The sequence below is a fragment of the Ruegeria sp. AA3 genome, assembly GCF_056542905.1.
On the sequence record NZ_JBQGAQ010000011.1, the window covers coordinates 38787 to 62777 of the forward strand.

Below are 23991 nucleotides of genomic sequence, written 5' to 3' on the forward strand. Positions count from 1 at the left end.
TAATTATGTCAGTGATGAATTCCGCGCAAAACGACCAAAAGCGATAATAAACGCACGTTGCATAAAAGCCCCACACGCGCGATCTGGAATGCTCCGCTGAACTCCTGGTTGGAAACAAAATTCAATCAGCGCATGACAGTTCGTAAAGAGTTTTTTGGCGATTATTCCGGCACTGCAAACCGACTACGAGTGCGATTTGCGAATGCCACTAATGACAACATCACCGGGACCTCGACAAGCACCCCAACGACGGTTGCCAGCGCCGCACCCGAATTCAAACCAAACAAACTGATGGCAACCGCGACCGCAAGTTCAAAGAAATTCGAGGTTCCGATCATGGCGCAAGGAGCAGCAATTCGATGCGGAACTTTCAACGCATAGGCCGTACCATAAGCCAAGAAAAATATGCTGTAACTCTGAACCAATATGGGCACAGCGATCAGCGCAATTACAAATGGCCGGGCCAAAATCGTTTGCCCCTGCAGGCCAAACAAAATGACGACTGTGGTGATCAAACCTATAACCGACCAGGGCTTTACACGCGTCGAAAATGTATCGATTGCATCTTGCGACCCAAGCCACCTGCGCGTGATCAACCCGGCTATCAAGGGCAGGACTACATAGAGTACCGTTGCCAGGACAAGCGTTTGCCACGGAACCGAAATCTCTGTGACGCCCAATAAAAATGCTACTATTGGCGCGAACGCGACAACCATGATCAGATCATTCACCGAGACCTGCACCAATGTGTACGTTGCGTCCCCTTTTGTAAGTTGCGACCAGACGAAAACCATTGCAGTGCACGGAGCAGCCCCAAGCAGAATCAGGCCCGCAGTGTATTGAGCCGCGTCTTCAGGTTGTATCCATGGGGCGAAGACGAACTCAAAGAACAAAACAGCGAGGATCGCCATGGTGAAAGGCTTTACCAGCCAATTCACGACAAGGGTGATGATCAGGCCCTGAGGCTGACGCGCAACGCCCGCGACAGCACTAAAGTCAACGCCAACCATCATTGGATAGACCATTGCCCAGATCAACAACGCCACAACCAGATTAACGCTCGCCACCTCTGCCGATGCGATAACCTCGACCAGCCCGGGCACTGTCTGGCCAATTAATACACCCCCGATCATGGCAAGCGCGATCCAGACGCTCAGGTAGCGTTCAAAGATACTCATAAGATTGCCTCATTGGTCGGTGCTGTAAGTTTACAGGATATGAGTGCAGAAAGGCCGATCATGATTGCTGCGGTGCCCAGCACAAATGGAAGCCCGCCCAATTGATAGGTGACCCCTGACAGAACGGTACCGATCAATCGGCCCGCGGCATTGGCCATATAGTAAAAGCCTATATCCATCGTGACCCTTTCAGATTTGGTGAATGCCAGGATCAGATAGGAATGAAGCGAAGAGTTGATCGCGAATATCGCCCCGAAGAACAGCAAGCCAATTACCAAAGTGACAGTCAGCCATACCGGCGCCCCTGTAGACAGCAGGGCTGCGACAGTCAGAATTGCTGGGATGCAGAACAATACAGCAGCCCAGTCACGTGCGGCGCGTATTAAATCTCGTTCAGAGCGCTCAGACGCGCGCAGGATTTTTGGCGCACCGGCCTGAACCGCACCGTATAATATCACCCAGATGGCCATAAACGTGCCGATCATAAAGAAGGCAGCGCGGTTCGCTTCCTCAGTGCCATCGGAAAGCACGGCATAGAAATAGATTGGAATGCCGACGACAAACCAAACGTCCCGCGCGCCGAACAAAAAGACCCGTGCCGCCGAAAGCCAGTTTACATTGGCCGAATTCGAAAAGACCTCAGAGAACTTGGCGCCCTTTCGCCCATTGGGAAGACCGACTGGCATGAAGGCAAGAATAGCACCCAAAACCACAGCCAGTATGATCGCCATAAGTAAAACGGCCCAATTGAAACCCAAAGTCGCCAACAGCGCCGCCCCAAACAAGAATCCAATACCTTTCACGGCATTCTTTGATCCTGTCAGGATAGCAACCCATCGGAATAGACCGCCACCTTCGGTTGGAGCAAGCAGTTTGACTGCCGATTTTGACGACATCTTTGCCAAGTCCTTGGCGATCCCACTTGCCCCCTGAACAATCATCACAAATGCCACCGAGACACTCATGGCCCATTGCGGGTCAAGTTGCGTCAGCGCAAACAATGCCACGATCTGCAGCGCCAGACCTGCATAGAGAGTTGCCGCGAGCCCAAACCGGGCTGCAATCCAACCCGCAGCGAGGTTGGTCACCATTCCAGCGATCTCGTACAAAACAAACAGGTAAGCCAACTGCACCGGTGAGAAGCCCAGAGTATGAAAGTGCAACAACACCAGCATCCTGAGCGCGCCATCGGTCAGCATAAACGCCCAATAGGCGGCCGTTACGGCGATGTAGGCCGGCAGACCATCGGGTCTTTGCGTCACAATGATGCCCCGACCATCAAGGCAACATCGACCAGGCGATGCGCATATCCGAATTCATTGTCATACCACGCATAGATTTTCACCTGAGTGCCATTCACCACCATGGTTGAAGGCGCATCAACGATCGAAGAGCGTTGGTCGTTTGTATAATCTGCCGACACCAAGGGTCGCGTTTCATAACCTAGAATACCGCTGAGTTGCCCTTCAGCGGCAGCCTTGAACAAGCCATTGACCTCCTCAATGGTTGTTTCTCGTTCAACCTCGAAAACACAATCTGTCAGCGACGCATTCAGCAATGGAACACGCACGGCATGGCCATTCAATCGACCCTTTAGTTCCGGATAGATCAGCGTAATTGCCGTTGCTGATCCAGTTGTGGTTGGGATCAACGAATTCAATGCCGAGCGCGCACGACGCAGGTCCTTGGCTGGACGATCTACCATTGTCTGCGTGTTGGTCACGTCATGAATCGTGGTCATCGACCCGTGCCGGATTCCAAGGTTTTCATGAATGACTTTTACGACCGGAGCGAGACAATTGGTCGTGCAGGATGCTGCAGTCACAATGTGATGCATTTTGGGGTCATATGTATCTTCGTTGACACCATATACAATGTTAGAGGCCGGACCGTCCTTGACCGGTGCAGAGACAACCACCTTCTTAACACCGGCTTCAAAATACGGGGCCAACTTGACCTCGGTCTTGAAGGCGCCCGTGCAATCGATCACCACGTCGATGCCATCCAGCGGCAGTTTTGTCAGGTCGTTTGTTCCGACGAACGGTATGCGCGTTCCATTGATGGTGATGCTTTCGTCATCATGATCGAAAGAACCAGCCCAACGGCCGTGCACAGAATCAAACTCTAACAAGTGCGCGTGCATTGCGGCGTTACCCACCGCGTCGTTGATCCATGCGACACGTGCCCCTCGTTCCAAAAGCGGCTTCAGGGCAAGCTTTCCCATCCGGCCCAGACCATTCACTGCATAAGTTGTCATGTTGTACTCTCAGCGGCAGATTTGCCGATTTCATCGATGGCGGATTGCAAGGCGAGGCGATCAAGGCTTTCGACCGGCAACGCGGAAAAGACCTCAATCCGACGTTTAAGTGCACCATAGGCGTTTTGAAACGCGAGGCTCTTCTCCGCATGGGTACCCTCGGCCTTGACCGGATCCGCCATGCCCCAATGACCGCTGATCGGTTGGCCATCCCAAGCCGGGCATTCCTCGTTTGCCGCCTGATTGCAAACCGTAAAAACGAAATCGAGGTCTGGTGCATTCGACCCTGAGAATTCTGCTATGTTCTTTGAACGTAAAGCCGAGATATCGTGGCCTTTGTCTTTCAGCACCTGAAGTGCAAAAGGGTTCAATTCAGAGGAAGGCTTGATCCCTGCCGAGAATACATTGAACCGATCCCCGGCAATTTCACGAAGCAGAGATTCCGCAAAGATAGAGCGGGCTGAGTTTCCTACGCAGAGGAACAGCACGTTGAATTTCCGATCATCCTCGACGTCAATTCCCAAATCGAAGGGCATGCACAAATCAGGTCGTCCGAGGCAGCAATCCAAGAACAAGTAGTCGAGCATTTCCCGCACAGAATGCATATCAATTGAATAAAGCAAAGAGGTTCCAACCCTCTGCTGATTTATGATCTGAGCGTTCTGCAGTGCACTAAGATAGCTCGACATGGTGCTGGGCTTGATATCGAGCGCCGAACCCAGCTCTCCAGCCGGTACCCGATCCGGATATCGCCGCATAAGCATCCGAAACACCGCTAGCCGATGTGGATGGCCCAATGTGTTAAGTTGGCTTGAGATAAATGATTCCATATTTCATGAAATAATGAAATTATATCTAGAGTGCAAATACTTTCTATGAGTCAGGACTTCCAATGCAAGACAGACATGCTAACCAAAGGAACAGTGTGCACCAACCAAGGCTCTGAACAGAATGATTGCAAATCTGATGATGTATCAGCGCCCGCAGCTGGCAGCGGCCCATGATCGTTATTGGCAGCTGATACTTCGGAACTTGAATGAAGTAGGTATAGATGGCCCCGAACATCTCTCTCAGAACGCAGAAGAGTTTTTTGTCTGGAAAAACCCGAATTTGGTATTAAGCCAGACTTGCGGCATGCCGTATCGCATCTGGCTGCATGACTTGGTCGAGCTGGTCGGCACACCGGACTACGGGCTTGATGGCTGCCCCCCAGGATATTATCGTAGTGCACTTGTCGTGCGTTCCGATGATGCCCGACAGGACATCGTAGAATTCAGCGAGTCAATCTTTGCGTTTAATCAGACATTCTCGCAGTCAGGTTACGCTGCTCCGTACTGGCATCTACGCAAGCACGGTTTTTGGTTTCAAAATCGTCTACACACGGAACAGCATGTCAAATCAGCTCAAGCGGTCGCCTCAGGACGTGCGGACATCGCATCGCTAGACGCTATGTCCTGGAAACTGATGGAGAAGCATGATGCGTTCGCGCAGGAATTGCGGGTTTTGGATTGGACCGCGCCGACACCTGGATTGCCGCTTATTACCGCGAATGGAAATGACGCAGATTCCATATTTAGTGCAGTGAAATCTGCGATCGAACTCCTTGATCCGCTCGATCGGGGCCTTCTCGGATTGTGTGGTATCGTCCGAATTCCAAAAGACAAATACACCGAGATACCCAACCCACCTTGATTTGAGCGTTTATCGAAGCTTCGGATCAAAGATTGGAAGGCAATCTGATTCAACCCGCGAGCTTGTAGCGATGAATCAACTCAAACCGCCCATCTTTGCGTTCACCACACAACGCGATCTGATCAACAACAAACGGAACCGGCAGTTCAGGCAGAGACTTCAATATCATTTCTGTCCAGACCGGTATATCTAGCTTGGGCAACCGTGCGGTAAGGGTCATGTGGAAACGGAATTCGTCCATCACATACGGGTAACCCCATTGGATCAGTAGGGCATTCTGACGGGCGCTCATCCCCGGTCGCCGCCGCCGTTCAAGTTCTGCCACAGGCAAAGGCGCTCGGAATTCATCCAAGTCTTGGACGCAAGCTGCAGCGACCTGTTGCAACGCCTTAGATTCACCGCGTGGAATCAGCGCCAAAAAGCGGCCAAGTCTGGTCAGTTCCAAACCATCGCATATCGCTGGAGCAAGTCCCGACGCCAACTCAGCCACGCGCATGTGCAATTCCTCGGCTGTGCTGTCACCGGCCAACCGAAATGGCGGTTTCAACGTTCCGTGAAAGCCATATTTGCGCGGCGTCATCGTGATTCCATCCAAACCGGGAAAATCGAACAAAGGCGCTTCACACGCGCTGATAATGTCCCAACCCAGCCAGGATGCCCCGAAACGGGCCAACGGGCCGTGGGGGGGAACATAGTAGATCGCAAAACGAGTATACGACATGAACTCCTCTTATCCTGCATCCTCTGTGATAGCGATGTGTCAGGCATTTCGTGGCTTGCCAAGGTGCGGTTGGCTTTGCCTGATCAGGTTTTAACCGGGGCTGTGACCACCGAACAGGGCGTGGTTGCGGATACTCAAGAATGGGAACACCACCTTCGCGCTGACCTCAACACTGTATTCTATGCACTGCACATTGGGTCTATGAACCGCGCCCTCACCCCCTTTGCTCGACATCTGGAGCGATCGCAAAAGCGCTGTTTAACGGCAGGTAACCTTGACTAATCGCAGGTAGAAAAGGGTTGTCTCTAGGGCTTTAAGAATTTCGCCCACCTTCTCATTTACCATTCCCTGCAATCTTGAAAATTAGAGGGAATGCACCGGGATTCGAGATGGCCTAAAGGATTTTCATGTAATATGCGGCAATCCGGCGCTTGAACTCCGTCAATCTAATGTATACGAAAGTATACTATACTGATCCAGCGACAATTATGCCGCCGCGAATATCGCCCCATAGCATGCCAGAGATGCGGAAAAATAACATGAGCCTCTACAACGACTACTTGACCGAGATCGAAGACCGCAAGCAACAGGGGCTCAGCCCCAAGCCCATCGATGACGGTGCACTGACCCGCGAAGTTATCGACCATATCAGAGACACCGGCAGTTCGCACCGCGATGACTGCCTGCACCACTTTATCTATAACACCCTGCCCGGCACCACGAGCGCCGCGGGTGAAAAAGCGCGCTTTTTGAAAGAAATCATTCTGGGCACTGTCGAGGTTGAGGAAATCAAGGCAGCTTTCGCCTATGAGCTATTGAGCCACATGAAAGGCGGCCCGTCGGTCGAAGTGTTGCTTGATCTTGCACTGGGCACCAACGAAGCGACAGCACGCGATGCGGCTGAGGTGCTCAAGACCCAGGTCTTTCTTTACGAGGCCGATACAGATCGCATCAAGTCGGCCTATGAGGCAGGCAATGCCATAGCTTCAGATCTTCTGGACAGCTACGCCAAGGCAGAGTTCTTTACCAAGCTTCCTGAGGTCGACGAAGAAATCAAAGTTGTTACCTATGTGGCGGCCGAAGGCGATATCTCAACCGACCTTCTAAGCCCAGGCAATCAGGCACATTCCCGCGCTGATCGCGAGCTGCACGGCAAATGTCTGATTTCGGAAGACGCTCAAAAAGAAATTGAGGCACTGAAACTTAAGCATCCAGATGCACGTGTCATGCTAGTCGCTGAAAAAGGCACGATGGGCGTCGGATCATCGCGCATGTCTGGGGTTAACAACGTCGCCCTTTGGACCGGCAAGCAGGCAAGCCCGTATGTTCCGTTTGTCAACGTCGCACCCGTCGTGGCGGGAACGAATGGCATCTCTCCCATTTTCCTGACCACGGTAGGCGTGACCGGTGGGATCGGTGTGGACCTTAAGAACTGGGTCAGAAAGACGGACGAAGACGGCAAGACGATCCTGAACAATGACGGCAACCCGGTGCTGGAACAGAATTACTCGGTTGCGACCGGAACCGTTCTGACAATCAACACAAAGCAAAAGAAACTATTTAGCGAAGATGGCAGCGATGAACTGGTCGATATGGCCGGATCATTCACACCGCAAAAGATGGAGTTCATGAAGGCTGGTGGGTCTTATGCCATCGTGTTCGGCAAAAAACTGCAGACTTTCGCCGCTGAAACTCTGGGGATCGAAGCACCGCAGGTCTTTGCGCCTTCGAAGGAAATCAGCGTCGAGGATCAAGGTCTGACCGCAGTTGAAAAAATCTTTAACGCAAACTCACTGGGTGTAGCGCCCGACAAGGTACTGCACGCAGGGTCTGACGTGCGGGTGCGCGTCAACATCGTTGGCAGTCAGGACACAACCGGACCAATGACGGCACAAGAGCTTGAGGCCATGGCCGCTACGGTCCTTTCTCCTTCGGTCGACGGGGCCTATCAGTCGGGATGTCACACGGCTTCTGTCTGGGATGCCAAAGCGCAGGCCAATACGCCCAAATTGATGGCTTTCATGCACAAATTTGGTTTGATTACCGGTCGTGATCCAAAGGGCGTCTATCACGCGATGACAGACGTTATCCACAAGGTTCTCAACGACATTACTGTTGACGATTGGGCAATCATCATTGGTGGTGACAGTCATACCCGGATGTCCAAAGGTGTCGCTTTTGGCGCGGACTCTGGCACCGTGGCGCTAGCTCTGGCGACAGGTGAAGCCACCATGCCAATCCCTGAATCCGTAAAAGTGACCTTTAAGGGCAAGATGGCTGATCACATGGACTTTCGCGACGTGGTTCATGCAACACAGGCGCAGATGCTGGCACAGCACGGTGACAATGTGTTCCAGGGTCGGATTATCGAAGTGCATATTGGAACGCTGTTGGCGGACCAGGCCTTTACCTTCACCGACTGGACTGCGGAAATGAAAGCCAAAGCTTCAATCTGCATATCCAACGACGAGACCCTGATCGAGTCACTGGAGATTGCCAAATCGCGCATCAAGATCATGATCGAAAAGGGCATGGAGAATGATGCCCGGATGCTCAACAGCTTGATCGAGGTCGCGGACAAGCGCATCGAGCAGATCAGGTCGGGTGAGAAACCCGCGTTGACACCCGATGAAAATGCCAAATACGCTGCCGAGGTCATTGTCGATCTGGATGAAATCGTTGAACCAATGATCGCGGACCCAGACGTCAACAATGCGGATGTCTCAAAGCGTTATACCCACGACACCATCCGCCCGATTTCATTCTATCGCGCAGAAAAGAAAGTGGACCTTGGGTTTGTTGGGTCATGCATGGTGCACAAGGGTGATATCAAGATCGTCGCTCAGATGTTGCGCAATCTCGAGGCTGATCAGGGCGATGTCACATTTAAGGCTCCGCTGGTAGTGGCCGCTCCGACCTACAATATTGTTGATGAATTGAAGGAAGAGGGCGACTGGGAAATTCTGCAGAAGTACTGCGGATTCGAGTTCGACGATGCTGCGCCTAAGGTTCAGGCCCGTACCGAATACGAAAACATCCTTTATCTTGAACGTCCGGGCTGCAACCTTTGCATGGGCAATCAGGAAAAAGCAGCCAAAGGGGATACGGTTCTAGCCACATCGACACGCCTGTTCCAAGGCCGGGTGGTTGCGGATTCCGAAACCAAAAAGGGTGAATCCTTGTTGGGCTCAACTCCTGTTGTTGTCCTATCGGCAATTCTGGGACGTACACCAACGCTGGATGAATACAAAACAGCGGTTGAAGGCATCGATCTGACCAAGTTCGCACCTCCAATCCAGAAGCCCTTGGCTGGTCTGTCCGTACATTTCTAGATCGGCAATCAACATCGGAAAGACGGTGGAAGATACAGGGGCGTTGACCTTTGTAGATGCGGTGCAATTTGCGCCGCATCACTTGGTCGACGTTAAAGAACTGGGCTATGATTTTCTGGCCTTCTCCTCGTACAAGTTTTTCAGACCGCATTTGGGTATCGTCTGGGAACTTCTGGCATTATTGACTTCGCTTTTCCCCTACAAGGGGCGGTGCGTGTCGGATGCAAACCCGAACCGATATGCGATGGGCACGCCTCAATACGACGTGCTGGTGGGCCTGTCGGCGACTGTACGCTGTTTTGAGGAAATCGGTTGAGCCATTGGAGCCAGCGGCGGAGATAAGGATCGCAAGGGTTGACCATGGATGATCGTCGGATCAGAACAGTGGCGATCTGGGTTCACTGCCCTGCGGCAAGGCTCGGTTAACTGACTACACCATGTCAGTATATTTCCGTTCAGTCGGCTTGGGCCTTGAGGGCATCGCCATGGCTTTTGGCATCTGTAAGCTTCCTCAGGCGCAAGGACTGAGCAACAGGGAGAGATGAGATGAAAATCAAGCCTTTTGGCGTTGAGATCTGGATGAATGAATTCGAAAACCATTGCGAGTTCAATCTGGCCGAAACCTGTGTTGCATCTCTGACAATCGAGCAGCTTTTAGAATTGTCTGGCAAGAACTCCGACGTTCTAGATGACCTCAAACCAATGAAACTGACCTATGGCGCGATCGAAGGGTCTGACCGATTGCGTGATGCGATTGCGACGCTTTATGAACGGCAAGAGCGCCACAATATTGTCGTCACACACGGGGCGATTGGGGCCAATGCACTGGTCCATGAAACGCTGGTTGAACCGGGCGACCACGTGATCTCGGTCCGGCCAACCTATCAACAGCATTATTCGATCCCTGAGAGTTATGGCGCCACAGTTGATATCCTTCAGCTGAGGCCGGAAAACGGCTTTTTGCCCGATCTCGATGAATTCGCCAATTTGATCCGACCAGACACGAAGTTGATCGCAATCAACAATCCCAACAATCCGACCGGCGCATTGATGGATGCAGGCTACCTGGAGCAATTCATTGAGATTGCCCGGCGCAGTCAGGCCTATGTGCTGTGTGACGAGGTGTATCGTGGCACCAGCCAAACCGGTGACGGTTTCTGCCCCGCGATAGCGGACCTCTATGAACGAGGTATCAGCGTGGCTGGTATGTCCAAGACCTTTTCGCTGGCAGGATTGAGACTGGGTTGGATCGCAGCGGCAACGGAGGTGCTGAAGGCGGTCTCCATCCATCGCGATTACAACACGATCAGCGTTGGAATGCTTGACGATTATTTCGCCGCCCTCGCGCTGGAAAACAAATCCCGCATTCTGGAGCGCAGCCACCGCATTACCCGCGGAAACCTTAAAATCCTTGATGATTGGGTATCTAATGAACCCAGGATTTCTTATGTCAAGCCGCAGGCGGGCACCACCGCGTTGCTTAAGTACGATTTCGATATGTCGTCTCGCGAATTCTGTGTCTCATTGCTGGAAGAAACTGGGGTGATGTTCACACCTGGCTCAGTTCTGCATATGGAGGGTTGGTTACGTATCGGTTACGCCAACAACCCTGAAATTCTCAAGACCGGTCTTGAAAAGGTCAGCGGCTATCTGAGGCGGCTCGAAGAGAGAGGCGTTCCCTTCGCCACAGAAACCATCAATTGAACGGGTCAACCCAAGAAAAACTCTGGAATGCCATCCAGATCCACCCACGTTTTCTGTCTGCATTTACTTTGTTAAGTTAACCAGACAGTTCTTTAAAGAACCGTGCAGAAGGCCTCGTTCAAAGCCCCGTACGTTTTTCGAACAGCCCCGGGCCCGTATGTAGTCGCCACATTGAATTTGTCGCGTTGTCTTTTGCATCAGTATCATTACGGTGATCGTATTTCTTAATTTGTTCGCACCTTTTTGCCCAACTGTTTGCTTTCAAAGTGTTCTTGGAGGAACCCAACAATGAATACCAAACTGAAACAAAAGCGCGGTCTAGCAGCCTCTGCTGTAATTCTGAGTGCGCTATTGAACAGTACTGCCTTCGCCCAACAGACCACAGACACGGTCGCACCCGAAGCAGCCACCGCCGGTGCACTGGACAAACTGTCAGAGCGCGCTGAAGCCGCCTTGGGAAAGCGCGATGCCGGGCAGCCCGTTGTCGCTTCAGACTGGATGGTCTCGGCAGCGAACCCGTTGGCTGTGGAGGCTGGCGCTCGCGTTTTGTCAGAAGGCGGAACTGCAGCGGACGCCATGGTCGCCGTACAATCTGTACTTGGATTGGTAGAACCTCAGTCTTCGGGGCTAGGCGGTGGTGCATTTCTTGTCTGGTTTGATGCCGAAACTGGTGAATTGACCACATTGGATGGCCGCGAAACCGCTCCTATTGAAGTGAACCCACGCCTGTTTCAGGATGCCGAAGGCGAAAAACGGGGGTTCTATGACGCGGCCATCGGTGGCATCTCGGTCGGCGTGCCAGGCACCCCTGCCCTTATGGAAGACGCGCATCGCCGCTGGGGCAGCGCAAACTGGCCCTCTTTGTTTGAGGATGCAATAGACTTGGCCGAAAACGGGTTCACAGTTACACCCCGCCTTGCAGGTATGATCGAGTGGGATGTTGAGCGACTCAGTCAAGTGCCGTCAACAGCGGCATATTTCATGCCCGATGGCGTAGGGCTGCAGGTTGGTGATCATCTGCAGAACCAGGCCTACGGGCAAACTCTACGTAGTTTTGCAGTCGAAGGGGCCGATGCATTTTATACCGGCGAAATTGCCGAGGATATTGTGGCAACAGTGCGTGGAGCCGTACGCAACCCAGGTGTTCTTAGCATGCCGGATATGGCCAACTACCGTGTGGTGGAAAGACCTGCGGTCTGCGCGACATATCGGAGCTTTGAGGTCTGCGGTATGGGACCGCCATCATCGGGTGGCCTAAGTGTCGGGCAAATCCTTGGCCATTTGCAACCTTATGATATTGCCGCAATGGGCCCCGAAAGCCCAGAGGCATGGCGTCTGATCGGGGATTCCTCGCGGCTCGCTTTTGCTGATCGTGGGCGGTATATCGCAGACAGTGATTTTGTTCCAGTTCCGGTTGGCGGCCTGCTGGACGAAACCTACCTGAAAGACCGTGCATCGTTACTAGAAGGCCCAGCGGCGCTGGATACCGTCTCACCTGGACAACCCGAGTTCGACCACGCGCTGCTTTGGGCCGACAATATCGATATGTCGATGCCCTCCACATCTCATATTTCAATCGTAGATCGCTATGGAAATGTGTTGTCGATGACCACGACCATCGAAACAGGTTTTGGTTCACATTTGATGACCAAGGGCGGCTTTCTGCTGAACAACGAATTGACCGATTTCTCGTTTGCCACACATAGTGATGGTGTCCCGATTGCAAATGCAGTTGCGCCGGGAAAACGACCAAGATCATCAATGGCACCGACGATTGTAATGCAGGACGGAGAGCCGGTTCTAGCGGTTGGATCTCCGGGCGGGTCACGGATCATCGGTTATGTGGCACAGGCTATTATTTCCGTATTGGACTGGGACATGGATGTCCAAAGCGCCGCAGCCGCTCCTCATCTGATCAATCGGTTTGGCACATATGATCTCGAAGAAGGGACGGATGCCGAATCCCTGGCTCCGGCGCTGGAAGAAATGGGATTTGAAACCAACAGCCGCGCACTGACCAGTGGATTGCATATGATCAAAATCAGTCCTACCGGATTGGAGGGCGGCGCAGATCCGCGTCGCGAGGGCATCGCATTGGGCGAGTAATCGCACCTATAATGCAGAGACGGAAAGGCGGCTGATCAACAGCCGCCTTATTAAATCGGACTATCGACTGTCAAAAACACATCCCTGCGGCGGCACTCAATCGGTAGGCGGCGCCTTAAAAACCGGTCGGTTTGGGTCGCCCCCTTGATCAGCGCAACATTCGTCCTGAAGAAATTCGATCACTTCCCACAGGCGATTATATTGCGGCACACAACGGAGAATACGCCCTTCACGCTCTTGCGTTATCAAACCCGCGCTAACCAAGCTTGCGATATGATGGGTCATGGATGAATGCGGAATGTCCAGATCTTCCCTGAGAACCCCCACCGGTAGACCTTGGTATCCTGATTTCACCAACCTTTTGAATATCTTAATTCTGTGGCTGTGGCCGAGCTCTTTCAGCACTTTGGCAGCATCATCTATCTGCATTCTCACCTCACGATCTCAATATTACGATATTACCCGTAATACCTTGACACAAGTTTGAATTGCTATTATTTCGATTTTACTAGTAATATAGTAGAGTATGACATCATGTCCCAATCAACCCTGACTGCTGTGCAGGAAACACTCAGTATGTTCACCTTCCTCGCGGTTGAACTGACATTGCTTTTTCTGATCATCAGCTATGGCGTCGGCCTGCTGCAGGCATATGTCTCGCCAGCGCGCATTCAAGCCATCCTCAGTTCACGCAATGGTCGTGGCTATGTAATTTCAGCTATGTTGGGTGCAGTAACCCCATTCTGCTCATGCTCCACCATCCCATTTCTGAAAGGACTGCTCAGAGCACGGGCCGGATTTGGGCCGATGATGGTCTTTTTATTCTCCAGCCCTTTGTTGAACCCTATCATCATCGGTTTGTTCGCTGTCACGTTCGGCCTCAAAGTGACCCTGGTCTATTTTGTAATCGCCCTCGGCGTTTCGATATTCGCCGGTTTCGCACTCGAAAAACTTGGCTTTGAACGCTTTGTAGAGCCCGCCGCATATGAGGCCCCACCTCCATCGGCTGGATGTGGGGCAAGCCGATCGGCCGAGATTAAACCCAACAGCCACTGGGTGCGGGTATGGAAAAGCACCTGGAAAGATTTCAAAACCGTACTGCCCTATTTGTTAGTCGGTATATTAATCGGATCCATGATTTACGGTTTCCTGCCCACCGATCTGATCACGAAGTATGCCGGGAACGATAATCTGCTAGCGATCCCGATATCCGCCGTAATTGGCATCCCGCTTTACATTCGTGCAGAAGCGGTCATCCCGCTGAGCGCCGCCCTTGCTGCCAAAGGCATGTCTTTGGGTGCTGTAATGGCGCTGATCATCGGTAGCGCGGGGGCAAGCCTAACCGAAGTCATCCTGCTACGTTCTATCTTCAAACTGCCCATGATCGCGGCTTTTCTATTTATCATTCTGTCCATGGCGATGATTGCAGGTTTCTTCTACGCTTTCACACCATTGGGCAGCTAGACTTTCGAAAAGTGGACTATTCGAGGCAGTACAGGCAACTCCTACCGGCTGGCCCAAATAAGCCGCTAATGCAAGATCTTACCCTCTGAGCCACCTGCCCAATGAAGGGTTTCAGCTCAACGGCAAGAGGGTAATATTTTGGCGCAAAGCTCTAATTAGAAGGCGGACCAATTGAAAAAGGATCTTTTCTATAGCTTATCGGGACGCAATCCAACTTAACTTAGACTGCGGTCTGAAGTTCCTGCCAGCGGTGACAGGAAACGGAATGGCCGGCTTCGCATATCTCCATCTCAGGCTCTTTCTGTTTACACAGGTCTGTCGCAAAGGGGCATCGTGTGTGGAACTGACATCCTGTCGGGCGGTTCGTCGGCGATGGGATCTCACCCTCCAACCGCTGCACTTTTCCTTTGTCATCGGGGTCCAGAGAAGGGATCGCCGAGAACAACGCCTTCGTATAAGGATGCCGAGGTGCCTCGAACAACTGCCGCGTCGGGGCACTTTCCATAATCTGACCAAGATACATTACCGCAACATGATCGCAGGTGTGTGCGACCACGGACAGGTCGTGGCTGATAAACAGGTAAGTCAGGCCCATTTCATCTTGCAACGACTTAAGCAAATTCAAAATATCGGCCTGAATCGACACGTCCAAAGCCGCGACACTTTCATCTGCAATAACAAACCGAGGTCTGGAAACTAGGGCACGTGCGATCGAAATACGCTGACGCTGTCCGCCGGAAAACGCATGTGGGAAACGGCGCAGGTGTTCGATATTGAGCCGACACATCGCGGCCACTTCGCGAACCCGCTCGTCCACCTCATCGCGCGACTTGCAGAGCCCCATAACTTCAAGAGGTTCAGCGATAATGTCGCGCACCGTCATGCGTGGCGACAACGCTGCGTAGGGATCCTGAAAAATCAACTGTGCCCTTCGACGGTATTCTTTAAGATCTGCTCCGGCCAGATCTCCAAGGTCATAGTTTACTTCGCCATCATCATAATGTGCTGAACCGCCTGTGATCGGTACCGCGTTCAACAAGGCACGACCAAATGTCGTTTTTCCAGACCCGCTTTCACCGACCACCCCAAAGAACGAACCCTTTGGAATGTCGAGAGTAACATGATTAACCGCTTTCAGGACCCGCCTATTGAAGAGTTGGCCACCCACCGGGAAACCAACCGAAAGATCGCGTGCTTGGATTAGGTATTCAGAACTCATTCACTTATCCTTCAGCGCACAAGTGACACGCGGTGCGGTGATTTTCGCCCGTATCAGACCATTGCGGCACAACAGTGCGACAAATGTCGCCGATCACTTTGCCGCAACGGGTGTGAAAGACACATCCCGCAGGCCGTTCCAGAGGTGACGGAATATCTCCTGGGATCGGCATGAGCGGTTTCTCCAGGTCATCCAACTGCGGCAGGGCATCGATCAGACCTTTGGTATAGGGGTGATATGGGTTCCGAATAACTTCGCGCACCGGTCCCTGCTCAATCATCTTGCCCAGATACATCACCGCCACTTTATCAGCGGTTTGTGCAACGACGCCAAGATCATGAGTGATAAAGATAATCCCCATGCCGAACTCAGCCACGAGGTCTTTCATCAGGTCTATTACTTGCGCCTGAATGGTTACATCCAACGCCGTCGTGGGCTCATCCGCAATCAGCAGCTTGGGTTTGGTTGATAGGGCCATGGCTATCATCGCCCGTTGCCGCATACCGCCGGACATCTCAAACGCATATTGCCCAAACCGAGTGGATGCGTCAGAGATACCGACCCGGTCCAGCATTTCAATTGATAGCTCTTTAGCCTGTTTCTTGGACAAGTCAGTGTGGATCAACAACTGCTCAACCATCTGGCTGCCGACTGTCATCGCCGGCGCAAAACTGGCCATGGGTTCCTGAAAGATCATCGAGATCGACCCACCCCGTACAATTTCCATATCGCGGGGGCGTTTCAGGCTCATGACATCCACTGGGCCGCTATCAAGATGCAAGGTAATCCGACTTTCCGGAGAATAGACCGCATTTCCCGGATTAAGCTTCATCAGAGATTTCGCAGTCACGGACTTTCCAGAACCACTTTCCCCTACAAGGCCCATGACTTCGCCGGGCGCCAGCGAGAAAGACACATCATCTACCGCTGTGATCAAACCTTCGTCGGTCTTAAATTGCAGCGTAAGATTTTCGACGTCGATCAGGCTCATTTGCGGGTCTCCGAATATGGATCAGCGGCATCACGCAATCCATCACCAACGAAGACGAAAGCCATGACAAGAGCGATGAAGAAAAAGACCGGAATAAAATACCAATGGTAGTTCAATAAAACGTCCGCCTTGGTCACGTTCTGGAGCATTACTCCCAATGAATTGACCGGATCCTTAAGCCCTAGCCCAATAAAACTGAGAGCCGTCTCCGACAGAACAACATACGGAAACGAGATCACCAGATCGACGATGATATAGCTGGTAAAGCTGGGAAGGAGATGTCGCCGAATAACGTGCCCTGCAGATGCTCCGCAAAGTTGAGCCGCCAAAACATATTCCTGATTACGCTCGGTCAGCAGATGAGTTCGCACCCTTCGCGCCAGCGTCGGCCACCCGACCAATCCCAGTATCAGTGTAATAACGAAAAATCTGGTCTCGGCTGACCACTCGGGCGGAATAAAGGCCGCAATAGCCATAAAGAGCGGGATCGAAGGCACCGTCCTGACCGCGTCGGTAATCATCTGGATCACGCTGTCAATCGCGCCACCGTAGTAGCCAGCAATCCCCCCGATCATCAGCGCAAGAACGAATGAGATCACTACTCCCAAAGTTCCCACCTGAAGCGACGTCCAGACAGCATGAAGCGTACGCGAGAAGATATCTTTGCCCGCACTATCAGTTCCGAATAGATGAACGTATCCTTGCTCCATACCGAACAAATGGATGTTGCCAGGGATAAATCCGAATAGCCTGTAGCTATCTCCCTTTACGAAGAACTCCATATAGCGGCGTTCATCCTCGTTGACCTTCTCAACCCAACGAAAATTTGTCGCCAATGATCGTTCGCGTGTCACAGTGTGCAGGAACGGACGTATGGAACAGCCATTCTTGTCGCAGAATTTCGGGATCTGAGGGGCCCCATTCAAATAATCCTTATCCCGCCCCGCTATTGTCGGATCATAGGGTGACAGAAATGGTGCAAAAAGACCTGAAAGGATCAATACAACCAGCACTGTAGCGGCAATCATGGCCGCCCGTTGTTTTTTGAATCTGGCCCAGATCAGTTGGCGCTGTGAAGCCGTAAAGTAAGCTTCTTTTGCCTTCTGATCGTCAATTTTCGTGGACGTTTTTGCAGACATGGGCGTTACCTCAGAATGCTCTTGCGCACGCGCGGGTCAATTACAGCCAACAGGATGTCGGTCGCGAAGTTCAGCGTGACGATGGCAGCTGTCAGCAAGAATATGATCGCACCAGCCAACTGCTGGTCATTCGACCGTGCCAGCGCCTCAAGCAGTAGAGATCCAGCTTCGGTGAGTGTCAGGATCAGGGCCACAATGGGCAGTTCATTGAAGATACGGTTCAGGTCGAACCCAAGCGAGTTGACGATCGGCCCCAGCGCATGGCGTGCGGGATAGCGCCATAAGAGTCGGCGGCCATATATCCCGCGCGCGGCGGCGGCGGTCACGTAAAGCTTACCGATCTCGTCCGACATCAGTGCACGAACGGTTTGCAGAGCAAATGCGGTTGCCGACCATCCCAGAATGAAAATCGGCAGCCAGGCATGCTTCAAAAGATCCACAAACTTGGCCCATGACCAGGGCGCTTCACGATATTCAGGACTGAACAGGCCGGTCAGTGTTTCCCCAAAATACACGGTGGAAAACAACATCACCATCAACGCCAGCAGAAAGTTCGGCATTGCCAGACCCAAATAGCTGACGAGCCGCAGGGAATTGTTGAGGAAAGCGTTCCTTGACGCCGCCGAGATAATGCCAACCGGAATTGCGATCATATATGCCAGTGTCAAAGAGCCCAAGCAGATCCACAAAGAGATCCAAAACTTGTCACCTAGAAGTTGCGCGATATTGACGCGCAAAATGCAGCTATCCCCGAAATCACCGCGGAAAGCGCCGCTTAACCAAGTAGCCCAACGTACCAGAAAAGGACGATCAAGCCCCAGCCTTACCCTCTCAGCCTCGATATCAGCCAGCGTAATGGCCGAGCCCTGCGTGTTTTTGTAGGCGAGATAGCGTTCAGCACAATCACCCGGTACAAGCTCCATCAGTGTAAAAACGATGAGCGAGACCAACACGAGAGTAACCACAGCCATCACTGCGCGCGTGGCGGCAAAGCGAGCGAATTGGAGCATTTCTTAGTTCCTGGCTAGCATGTGGAAAGGGGCGCTGACGCCCCTAACCGTTGTCTTAGATTGAAACGCCTATCACTCCGACAGCCACCACTGGGCAGGGCGGTACGGATAGGTTCTATAGAACTCGTAGGACTGCGTTTTGAATTCAGTGAAGTTCTGCAGGTTGTTCGAATGATAGATCGGGGCCGGAGCATTTACTGTACCAATAAACAGCATCTCCCCAGTCATGATCTCGACCATCTTCTGCGCAGCGGCGACCGAGGCGTCTGATCCGGGCGCACTGGATTGGTAGGTGTCCAATGCCGCTTTTAGATCAGCAACCCAAGCTGGTGGTTCCACACCATTTTCCCCATTTGAACTGATGTATTCCGCCCACAGCATACCGGTACGCACGTCGAAATACCCGTCAAACGGCGGCACCCAGATTTCACCATCGCCAAGAACCGAACCGGCTGGCTGGCTTTTGAGCCACATGCCCATGTCCAGAGTGTTTGCCGATTGCGCGGCACGAAACTCATCCGAGGTAACCTCTTTGATTGCCGTGTTGACGCCCACATCTTTCCAGTTCTGTGCGATCAGTTCCACCAGTTGAGCCGATGCGGATTGCGTCGAGAACTGCCAGTCCAGCACAAACGGATCACCGTTTGGCAGATCGCGGAAACCGTCTCCGTTCTGATCAACAAGGCCAACTTCATCCAGAAGAGCATTTGCACGTTCCTGATCAAAGTTGATCTCGTAGTTCGACCACTTTTCGTCGATGAAATCCGGACGTGGAGAAAAACCAATATACTGTGTTGGTTCACCAAGACCGAATGCGGTTACCTCATTTAGCTGATTGCGATCCATCGCAACCGACATCGCTGTTCTAAAACGAATGTCATTGAAGATCGCTCTTTTAGCTTCATCCTCAGCAGTAACGTTGAACGTCAGCACCGGGTAGCCAATTGCCGGTTTCACTTCTAGAGTGTAGTTCCCGCTTTCCTGACCTTCCAACAGAACCGGAGCAGATGTCAGGTTTACGCCCTGCGACTTGTAATCCACCTCGCCGTTCAACAGTTTAAGGTTCCGTACCTCTTCATCTGGAACATAGGTCTCATCCATCTCAGAGATATAGGGCAGCTGGTTTCCTGCCGTATCCACCTGGAAGAAATATGGGTTCGCAACGTAGTGGCGCCCCTCTGTGCTTTCCTTGACCAGAATGTGGCTTTCCAATGTTGGCATCGCATCCTTGGGCAGACCTGCGAGTTTGTCTCCCGCAGTCAGCATCGGAGATGGCGTGTCCATCCAGTCGGAATTACCGTAATAAGCTTTAATCAGCTCATAACCGTTCTCATATCCAAGTGCTTGTGCATTGGCGTCCGCATTTGCATCCAGAGCCGGATGGAACTGTTCAAAGAAATGCTTTGGCTGGAAGGGCTGAACATACGTGAATGAGAACGTCTCGGTCAGACCCGGCTTCGGCGCTGCCAGCGTAAAACGAACGGTAGTATCGTCCAGCGCCTCAACCTTCATCGGTTCACCACCTGCCAGCGCGTAGTCCTTCGCTTCGGCTATAACGTTGGTGTCCATCATCAGGTTATCATACCAAAAGACAACATCTGCCGATGTAAATGGCGCGCCATCCGACCATTTGTGACCTGAACGCAGATGAACCGTCAGCTCGGTGAATGCGTCATTCCATTCCCAGGACTTCGCAACATTGGGCACCAAGGTTTGCAAGTCGTCGGAATAACGGAACAGATTGACGTGGCGCACAGACAAGAAGTCGGATGTACCGCTTTCCGTAGCGTTGGACAGCGCGTCCAGCTGGCCGCCATACTGACCAATGCTGTCGTAGGGCACGATAACCAGTGGATCAGCTGGCAAACGATCCGCAACTGCTGGTAGAGCTTCGTTGCCTCGGATCATGCCGTTGAGATCTGCGATAGATGGGTTTTCCGAAAATCCAAGCGTACAATTTCCTGCGGACTGGAATTCAGACAGATCAAATTGCTGAGGATATGCCCCATCCGTCAGGCCTTGCATATCTGCCACCGTCGCAGTCGGACAATTTGCCCAGGCAGCACTTCCAAGAGTCGCAAATGCGGCTCCGGACATCAAAAGCTTCTTCATGATAACCTCCCTAAAGATAGCTCTGTTTCTTAGTTTTCTTCATCTATGGCGGCATTGGCATCAGCTGCACTTGCGCCATTGCTGGTTCCACCCCTTTCAGAAGCGACGTGGACCCTGACCCCAGCCTCATGCAAAGCCGAACCAAAGTTGGCGGGTGGGGTAATATCTGTGACCAGATCAGTCACTTGATCAAACCGACAAGCGATATTGGCCGCTCGCGCTCCAAATTTTGTGTTGTCCGTTGCGACAATCGTACGGGCGGTGTTGTGCAAAAGCGCGCGTGTCAGCTCGGCCTCCAGCAGATTCGAGGTCAGCACTCCGCCTTTCAGCGACAAGGCATCGGCACCACAGATAATAGCGTCATAGCTATACTGACACGCCAGTTGCTCGGCGGCACGCCCAAAGCTTCCGCGTTCTGAACGGATGACTTCGCCTCCGGCTAGAATGGCTCGCGTACCGTTGTGATCTGCCAAAGATGCGATAACCGACAGCGAATTGCTCACTACCAAAAGGTCCTTATGATCGCGGAGCTGTTCTGCAACATGCGTCATGGTCGAGCCTACCGAGACGAATATCACCATTCCGTCTTCGATGATCTGGCTGACCCGATTTGCAATAAGGGTCTTCTCTTTCGCATTATGTTCAAGCGCCCCAGAGAACATTGGCGTATCCTGCGCCCGCGACAGATACGTCCCTCCGTGAACACGTTCGACCATGTTTTCGCGTGCGAGCGCTTTGACAAGACGGCGAACGGTTTCTTCGGACACATCCATGACCTGGGCGATTTGGGTGTTGCGTGCAGAGCCGCCCAACCGTGCCAACACGTCGAGAAGCTCCCGCCCTCGATGTGGTATGTTTCCACTATCATCGTTCATTTTTTAACTTCGCCATAATTCCATTTATAAATCCACAAAAAAAGTAATAGTTTTGTGACAATTTTGGTTTTTCACAAAAATATATATCTGATTCAAACATAAACGGTCACGCCATCAACTGCCCAACGGGCGAGGCATTGCGGCACAAAATGATTGTTGTATTACTTCCTGACAGCTCAGGACGCCAAAGCGATCAATGCCACGCCGACTGCCATAATGATTGCAGCCATGATTCGACGGACCGGGTGACCTTCACCAAGCAGCAAATACCCAATCAGAGCTGCAAATATCACGGACGTTTCCCGCAGAGCCGAAACGGCACCAAGAGGCGCGAAGTTTTTTGCATAGAGGACAAGACCGTAGGCTGTCATCGAAACGATCCCACCCGTGAGCCCGATAACCCATGTCTTAGCAGGTAACTTCAACATCGCCCTGCCACGCCTGATACCAACATAAGCCGCTATGAAAACATGCAACAGAGAGTGCCAAGCCCAATACCCAAGCGTATTTTCGGACAGGCGCACTCCGACACCATCGACAAGCGAATAGGCTGAAATACACACACCGGTTCCAAGGGCGAATCCCAATGCCGCTCGGCCAACGCCCTGTCGTAACGCCGCCCAACTGGATAGCTGAATAGCCCCCGCGATCAGCGCTATGCCCAACCACGCTTGTGCGGGTAGCACCTCACCCACAAAAATCATTGCCCAAAGCGAAACCAATGCAGGCACGATGCCGCGCGCAATCGGGTAAACCACGCTGAGATCGCCATGTTTATATGCCTGACCGAGCATATAAAAATACCCGAAGTGGATCACCGTTGATCCCAACAAATACGGCCAGCTTTCAATGGCTGGAAAAGGCAGATAGGTCACCAAGATCAGGCCCGGGAAAACATGCCCAAGCGCGACCAGCCCCAACGTCACTGTTCGGTCACCGGCTGCCTTAACGATCGTATTCCAAGCGGCATGCAAAACTGCCGCCGCAAGGATAATTATGATGATACCCGTACTCAAATGACGTGTATCAAATCAGCGCATTAAACAGGTGGCGCAAATTTTCGCGCGTCAGTTCCACTGGATTGCCACCACAAGACGGGTCAGAGATCGCCCCTTCCACAAGCGCATCCATCTTGTCTGCAGTTACGCCCATCTCGGACAACTTTCGTGGAATATCAAAACCGTCATTGAAGTCCTGCACAAAGCTCTGAAAGCCCTCAAATCCCCCATCAATACCCAGATAACCGGCCGCCAGATTAAAGCGATCACGAATGACGTCCGCATTGAACTTGAGAACCTCTGGCATGCACACAGCATTTGTGGTGCCGTGGTGAGTGTTAAAGATCGCGCCGATCGGGTGACTCAAGGCGTGAATAGCACCTAGTCCCTTCTGAAAGGCCGTGGCCCCCATGGCTGCAGCACTCATCATATGGGCCCGTGCCTCAAGGTCCGTACCGTCTGCATAGGCCCGCGGCAAATTGTTGATGACAAGGCGCATGCCTTCCAGTGCAATACCCTGACTCATCGGATGGTAATGTGGCGAGGAGTACGCTTCAACACAATGAGCAAAGGCGTCAAGACCGGTGCCAGCCGTAATGAACTTGGGCATGCCAACGGTCAATTCCGGATCACAAATCACAACCGAGGGTAAAACTTTCGGGTGGAAGATGATTTTTTTTACGTGGGTTTGTGAATTCGTGATGATGCTCGCACGGCCAACTTCAGAACCCGTACCCGCAGTGGTTGGTACCGCAATGATGGGCGCAATTACATCGGCATCCGCACGTGTCCACCAATCGCCCACATCTTCAAAATCCCAGATCGGACGCGTTTGATTGGCGTGGAATGCCACCATCTTACCGAGATCGAGACCGGACCCACCGCCAAATGCAATGACCCCATCATGGCCACCCTCTTTGTAGGCTTCTACACCCGCCGCCAGATTCAACTCTGATGGGTTCGGATCCACATCAGAAAACAAACCGCGACCAAGACCTTCCGCTTCCAGGATATCGAGCGCGCGTACCGTGATCGGCAGATTGGCCAGACCTTTATCCGTCACCAATAACGGGCGTTTTATTCCGAGATCCTTGCAGGCACCCGCCAACTCAGAAATGCGCCCAACGCCAAATTTGATCGCGGTCGGGTAAGACCAGTTTCCCGTGATGCTCATTCTCTCACCTATTCAAGTC

At 52.4% G+C, this 23991-nt stretch carries 20 protein-coding genes; 6 read left to right on the top strand and 14 right to left on the bottom strand.

The annotated features are described in order from the left end of the window. Positions 1-161 precede the first annotated feature (161 nt). Genes arsB through ACR0JR_RS17370 form a run of 4 tightly spaced genes read right to left on the bottom strand, consistent with a single transcriptional unit; the run spans position 162 to position 4265 of the window. Positions 162-1178: an ACR3 family arsenite efflux transporter gene (arsB, locus tag ACR0JR_RS17355; protein WP_480457183.1), complete on the bottom strand. Its 1017-nt coding sequence runs from the start codon at positions 1176-1178 to the stop codon at positions 162-164. Further along, positions 1175-2440, bottom strand: coding sequence for an organoarsenical effux MFS transporter ArsJ (arsJ, locus tag ACR0JR_RS17360; protein ID WP_480457184.1), 1266 nt, complete (start codon positions 2438-2440; stop codon positions 1175-1177). Before arsJ ends, arsB begins: the two co-directional genes overlap by 4 nt. Then, positions 2437-3435 carry an ArsJ-associated glyceraldehyde-3-phosphate dehydrogenase gene (locus tag ACR0JR_RS17365; protein WP_480457185.1) on the bottom strand — a complete coding sequence of 333 codons (999 nt, stop codon included), beginning with the start codon at positions 3433-3435 and terminating at the stop codon, positions 2437-2439. The genes arsJ and ACR0JR_RS17365 overlap by 4 nt, the downstream gene beginning before the upstream one ends. After that, positions 3432-4265 (bottom strand): arsenate reductase/protein-tyrosine-phosphatase family protein, encoded by an 834-nt coding sequence (locus tag ACR0JR_RS17370; RefSeq protein ID WP_480457186.1) that lies wholly within the window; start codon positions 4263-4265, stop codon positions 3432-3434. Before ACR0JR_RS17370 ends, ACR0JR_RS17365 begins: the two co-directional genes overlap by 4 nt. Before the next feature lie 121 nt (positions 4266-4386). Between ACR0JR_RS17370 and ACR0JR_RS17375 the strand changes: the two genes are divergently transcribed. Beyond that, entirely contained in the window at positions 4387-5127 is a 741-nt protein-coding gene (locus tag ACR0JR_RS17375) for a phosphate/phosphite/phosphonate ABC transporter substrate-binding protein (RefSeq protein ID WP_260027156.1), read from the top strand. 49 nt (positions 5128-5176) lie between these two features. Here ACR0JR_RS17375 and ACR0JR_RS17380 read toward each other — a convergent pair whose 3' ends face one another. Beyond that, the gene (locus tag ACR0JR_RS17380; protein ID WP_480457187.1) at positions 5177-5848 is read right to left on the bottom strand and encodes a DUF1045 domain-containing protein; all 672 of its coding nucleotides are present in this window, start codon (positions 5846-5848) and stop codon (positions 5177-5179) included. 539 nt (positions 5849-6387) lie between these two features. On the opposite strand from ACR0JR_RS17380, the gene ACR0JR_RS17385 reads away from it, so the two are divergent. The 4 genes from ACR0JR_RS17385 (at position 6388) to ggt (ending at position 12990) form a co-directional block, all read left to right on the top strand. Then, on the top strand, positions 6388-9180 hold the full coding sequence (locus ACR0JR_RS17385; protein WP_480457188.1) for a bifunctional aconitate hydratase 2/2-methylisocitrate dehydratase: 2793 nt from the start codon (positions 6388-6390) through the stop codon (positions 9178-9180). A 13-nt stretch (positions 9181-9193) separates the two neighbouring features. Beyond that, positions 9194-9496, top strand: a complete 303-nt coding sequence (locus ACR0JR_RS17390) for an aminotransferase class V-fold PLP-dependent enzyme (protein ID WP_480457240.1) — start codon at positions 9194-9196, stop codon at positions 9494-9496. Between the two features lie 230 nt (positions 9497-9726). Beyond that, positions 9727-10884, top strand: a complete 1158-nt coding sequence (locus tag ACR0JR_RS17395; RefSeq protein WP_480457189.1) for an aminotransferase — start codon at positions 9727-9729, stop codon at positions 10882-10884. Positions 10885-11172: 288 nt separating this feature from the next. Next, entirely contained in the window at positions 11173-12990 is a 1818-nt protein-coding gene (gene ggt, locus ACR0JR_RS17400) for a gamma-glutamyltransferase (RefSeq protein WP_319544439.1), read from the top strand. 96 nt (positions 12991-13086) lie between these two features. On the opposite strand, the gene ACR0JR_RS17405 is transcribed toward ggt, so the two are convergent. Beyond that, on the bottom strand, positions 13087-13419 hold the full coding sequence (locus ACR0JR_RS17405; RefSeq protein ID WP_480457190.1) for an ArsR/SmtB family transcription factor: 333 nt from the start codon (positions 13417-13419) through the stop codon (positions 13087-13089). A gap of 105 nt (positions 13420-13524) precedes the next feature. On the opposite strand from ACR0JR_RS17405, the gene ACR0JR_RS17410 reads away from it, so the two are divergent. Beyond that, on the top strand, positions 13525-14454 hold the full coding sequence (locus ACR0JR_RS17410) for a permease (protein ID WP_480457191.1): 930 nt from the start codon (positions 13525-13527) through the stop codon (positions 14452-14454). Between the two features lie 220 nt (positions 14455-14674). Here ACR0JR_RS17410 and ACR0JR_RS17415 read toward each other — a convergent pair whose 3' ends face one another. The 8 genes from ACR0JR_RS17415 to ACR0JR_RS17450 all read right to left on the bottom strand — a co-directional run bounded on the left by ACR0JR_RS17415 (position 14675) and on the right by ACR0JR_RS17450 (position 23972). Next, the gene (locus ACR0JR_RS17415; protein WP_480457192.1) at positions 14675-15673 is read right to left on the bottom strand and encodes an ABC transporter ATP-binding protein; all 999 of its coding nucleotides are present in this window, start codon (positions 15671-15673) and stop codon (positions 14675-14677) included. A 4-nt stretch (positions 15674-15677) separates the two neighbouring features. Then, a complete protein-coding gene (locus ACR0JR_RS17420) occupies positions 15678-16664 on the bottom strand; it encodes an ABC transporter ATP-binding protein (RefSeq protein ID WP_010443437.1) in 987 nt (328 codons plus the stop codon). Beyond that, entirely contained in the window at positions 16661-17803 is a 1143-nt protein-coding gene (locus ACR0JR_RS17425) for an ABC transporter permease (protein ID WP_010443436.1), read from the bottom strand. Before ACR0JR_RS17425 ends, ACR0JR_RS17420 begins: the two co-directional genes overlap by 4 nt. 5 nt (positions 17804-17808) lie before the next feature. Beyond that, positions 17809-18813 carry an ABC transporter permease gene (locus ACR0JR_RS17430; protein WP_010443435.1) on the bottom strand — a complete coding sequence of 335 codons (1005 nt, stop codon included), beginning with the start codon at positions 18811-18813 and terminating at the stop codon, positions 17809-17811. Positions 18814-18885: 72 nt separating this feature from the next. Then, positions 18886-20925 (bottom strand): ABC transporter substrate-binding protein, encoded by a 2040-nt coding sequence (locus ACR0JR_RS17435; RefSeq protein ID WP_480457193.1) that lies wholly within the window; start codon positions 20923-20925, stop codon positions 18886-18888. A gap of 29 nt (positions 20926-20954) precedes the next feature. Further along, on the bottom strand, positions 20955-21800 hold the full coding sequence (locus ACR0JR_RS17440; protein ID WP_480457194.1) for a DeoR/GlpR family DNA-binding transcription regulator: 846 nt from the start codon (positions 21798-21800) through the stop codon (positions 20955-20957). Positions 21801-21976: 176 nt separating this feature from the next. After that, complete coding sequence (locus ACR0JR_RS17445) at positions 21977-22816, bottom strand: EamA family transporter (RefSeq protein ID WP_170703658.1); 840 nt, start codon at positions 22814-22816, stop codon at positions 21977-21979. A gap of 10 nt (positions 22817-22826) precedes the next feature. Then, positions 22827-23972, bottom strand: coding sequence for an iron-containing alcohol dehydrogenase (locus ACR0JR_RS17450; protein WP_480457195.1), 1146 nt, complete (start codon positions 23970-23972; stop codon positions 22827-22829). Between the last annotated feature and the right edge of the window lie 19 nt (positions 23973-23991).